A 3,032-nucleotide genomic window follows, 5' to 3' on the forward strand; every position below is an offset into this window, starting at 1 on the left:
GGGTCACTTGGTGAAGGTGAACCAGTTGAGATTGAGGAAGTCCGAAGTGCTGCCGGAGAAGACCAGGTAGACGTCGTGGACACCGGTCGCGGAGGCGATGATGTTGGCGGGCACGGTCTGCCAGGTCTGCCAGCCGCCGCTGCTGGCGAAGTTGATCTCCGCGATCTGCGGGCCGGTGGTGCTGTCCAGACGCACCTTGATCGCGCCGCTCACGCCCGCTGCGGCGCCCGACGCGAGCCGGGCCTTGAACTGGAACGGCGAGGTCGAACCGAAGTCCAGGGACGAGTACTTGAGCCAGTCGCCATGGGCGATGTACCCGACGTCCTGACCGCCGCCGGTGTCGGAGCAGGCCTCCGTGGTGGTGCCGCTCTGGGCCGAGAAGGACTCCGCCTGGATGGTGTTGTAGGCGCTCGTGCCGGTGCCCGTACCGCCGCCCGGTGGGGTGCCCGAACCGGCGCCCGCGCCCAGCGAGATGGTCCACGAGGTGGGGTTGCCGTCCTGGATGTGGCCGTCGACGGGCGCGGAGCCGGTGGGGCCGACGTCGTCGTACGGGAAGGCGTAGCCGATGCTCGCGTACTTGTGGACGAGCCGGGCGTAGTGGTTGGTGATGGGGTCCGTGTAGTACTGGGACGGGGACACGCCGTCGGGGTTGTTGTTGCCGCCGGAGACCAGCAGGCTGCTCCGGTTGAGCGCGGCGGACAGCCGGGCCGCGATGGCGCCGCGCGCGTCGCCGCCGGAGTTGTAGAGCGGGCCGGAGGCGCAGCCGAAGATGTCGACGGCGCTGGGTTTGGTGAACGGGACGCCGTTGGTGTTCAGGCCGGAGAAGACGATGGCCCCACCGGAGACGGTTCCGGTGTACGAGCCGATGCTGCCCTGGCCGTTCAGCGTCAGGGGGGTGGTGGCGTAGCGGGCCCACACCCGGTTCAGGTAGTCGTCCCAGTAGTTGCCGAAGTCCACCGGGGAGTGCGAGGGCGCGAGGACGCGCAGTACCCCGCCGGAGGAGTCGTTGATCACCAGCTTGTCCCAGGGGGCGCCGTCGGTGGCGTGCTGGGACTGCAGGCCGGAGGCGATGGAGGCGAGCGCACCGCTGGGCAGCGGGCTGACCGTCTGGTTGCCGGAGCTGCCGGTGCTGGACATGGAGACCGGCAGGCCGACCATGTCGACGTAGGAGATGTTGGCGTAGAGGTTGGCGCTGTTGAAGGTGAACTCGCAGAACGTCCAGTTCGTCGACCAGTTGGGGTCGGCGCTGGTCAGTGCGGGCTGGACCACGCCGGGGACCGTGCCCGGGTTGACGAAGAACTTGAGCTTCTGGCCGATCGAGAACCAGACCCGGCCTCCGATGATGAAGCCGGACAGGTTCACCTTGGTCGCTGCCGAGCCGGAGGCTCCCAGCGGGATGGCGTAGTCGGCGATCGGGGTCACCGCCGACGACGGGTTCGGCAGCCGGTTCAGGGCGCCGTTCGCGGAGACGAAGACCGGCCAACCGCTGCTGTCCGTACCGGAGATGTACGCGTAGACGGTGTTGCTGCCGGAGTTGTTCTGGAGCGAGATCGGGAGCGGGGCGCTCGCGGCCGAGGCCGTGGAGGTGAACGGCGACAGCGGGGAGAGGGCGGCAGCGGCGGCGGTCGCGCCGGTCGCGGTGAGGAAGGAACGTCGAGAGACCACTGACCCTCCGAAAGGGTGTGATGAGCCGTCAGAAACAAGACGGAGGTGGGGGTGTTGCCCTGAGGCGAACGCGACGCTAATGGCCTGTACCAATGAGGGTCAAGGGATGCGCCGAACGAAACGGGACGAGTTTGGGAGCGCTCTCAATCAGGGGCGGTGGCGGCGCCGCTCCCGGGTGGCCCCGGCGCTAGGCTGTGAGCGGACCGGCGGTCTTGCCTACCGGTCCGCCGCCCAGCGTTGAGGAGCGCCCGCCTTGCCCGAGCAGTCCCCAGGCCCCCGGCCCACCCTGGAAGCCGTCGCGGCGCGCGCGGGAGTCTCCAGGGCCACCGCGTCCCGGGTCGTCAACGGGGGCGACGGTGTGCGCCAGCCTCTGGTGGACCGGGTGCGCCAAGCGGTCGAAGAACTCCAGTACATCCCGAACCATGCGGCCCGCACCCTCGTCACCCGGCGGACCGGGGCGGTGGCCGTGGTGATCGCCGAGCCGGAGATACGTATCTTCTCCGACCCGTTCTTCTCCCGCCAGCTCCGGGGCATAGGTAAGGAACTGGCCGAACACGACGCCCAGTTGGTGCTGTTGATCGTGGAAGGGCCGGGAGACTTCGGCCGGATCGAGCGGTACCTCTCGGGCGGTCACGTCGACGGAGCCCTCGCCTTCTCCCTGCACACCGACGACCCCCTGCCGGCGATCACCCGACGGGCCGGTCTGCCGACCGTGTACGGCGGGCGGCCGAGCTGGACCACGCCTCCCGGGGAGCGCACCGCCAGTTACGTGGACGCGGACAACCGGGGCGGGGCGCGGGCGGCCGTGCAGCACCTGCGGGACCTGGGGCGGCAACGGATCGCCTACATCGGTGGACCGGCCGATCAGACCTCGGCCCTGGACCGGTTCGACGGGTACCGGGACATCCAGATCGACGTCGATCCCACACTCGTCGCTCAGGGCGCGTTCACCGTGGAGTCGGGGGCGCGGGCCATGGAAGAGCTGCTGGAGCGGCGGCCCGACCTGGACGCGGTGTTCGCCGCCAACGACCTGATGGCCTCGGGTGCGTTGCGGGTACTGGGCGAACGCGGCATCCCGGTGCCCGGCCAGGTGGCCGTGGTCGGCTTCGACGACATGGCGTCGGTGGCCGAGGCGACCGTACCGCCACTGAGCACCGTCCGGCAGGACGTCGAGGGCCAGGGGCGGCTCATGGCGAGACTGCTGCTGCGCGGCCTTGACCGGGACCGCAAGGGAACAGGGGCGCCCGACTCGGTGATCACCCCGACCACGCTGGTACGACGGGCCTCTTCCTGAGACCCGCCTCCGGCACCCCGTCCCGCGTGATCCGTCGCAGGGGATGAGCAAGGGGGTGCGGCCGGTGTCCACC

General features: G+C 70.0%; 2 protein-coding genes. One reads left to right on the forward strand and one right to left on the reverse strand.

Annotation, left to right across the window (positions count from 1 at the left end; all coding sequences use genetic code 11):
* Positions 1–3 precede the first annotated feature (3 nt).
* A complete protein-coding gene (locus tag ACFWEP_RS33625) occupies positions 4–1,665 on the reverse strand; it encodes a beta-1,3-glucanase family protein (RefSeq protein WP_387375939.1) in 1,662 nt (553 codons plus the stop codon).
* Between the two features lie 253 nt (positions 1,666–1,918).
* Between ACFWEP_RS33625 and ACFWEP_RS33630 the strand changes: the two genes are divergently transcribed.
* Positions 1,919–2,959 carry a LacI family DNA-binding transcriptional regulator gene (locus ACFWEP_RS33630; RefSeq protein ID WP_387375941.1) on the forward strand — a complete coding sequence of 347 codons (1,041 nt, stop codon included), beginning with the start codon at positions 1,919–1,921 and terminating at the stop codon, positions 2,957–2,959.
* The last annotated feature ends 73 nt before the right edge of the window (positions 2,960–3,032 follow it).

It is taken from the genome of Streptomyces sp. NPDC060198 (assembly GCF_042728415.1).
Lineage (GTDB): Bacteria > Actinomycetota > Actinomycetes > Streptomycetales > Streptomycetaceae > Streptomyces.